1 pseudogene is annotated in these 506 nt (G+C 60.5%); it reads right to left on the reverse strand.

Features of this window, described 5'->3' with window-relative positions:
• Positions 1-320, reverse strand: a pseudogene (locus tag EPY72_RS19125) (hypothetical protein); the annotation flags it as partial.
• Between the last annotated feature and the right edge of the window lie 186 nt (positions 321-506).

The raw sequence follows: 506 nt of genomic DNA on the forward strand, positions 1-506 counted from the left end.
CTCGCCGAGTAGGACGTCGAGTCCTGTTCGCCGTTGACCTGAATAGTCAGATCATCGCCGTCCTCGAGTCCCTCGACGTCGTCCTCGGAGATCTTGATCTCGTAGTAGCCGTCGCTATCGGTGGTGTCGGACGCCACGACGGTATCGTCGTGAACGACCTCGACGGTGAGACCGGACGCCGCGTCGCCGTTCTGATCGTCGACGACGCCGAACACCTCGTGTGGCGGGGTCGGGACTTCCTGACCGCTAGCGATCCCGACGCCGGTGCCAGCGGGCACCACTAGTAGCGCGACGAACGCGACTACCAGCAGCCGCAGCACAGATTTCTTCCGTATTGTTTGGTGTGTCATCTTGTTGAGTTACCCCCAAATAAATTGGAAGTCAAGTGGTGCTGCGGTCGTCAGTTGATCAGCCGAGGCCGGTCGAACGACTGCGACTCGGTGTACCAGGTATCCTCGGTCGCGAAGACCCAGTAGGCCTCACCGGGGTTGAAGTTGCTGACCGTG

Origin of the sequence: Halorussus marinus (genome assembly GCF_004765795.1) — an archaeon.
Lineage (GTDB): Archaea > Halobacteriota > Halobacteria > Halobacteriales > Haladaptataceae > Halorussus > Halorussus marinus.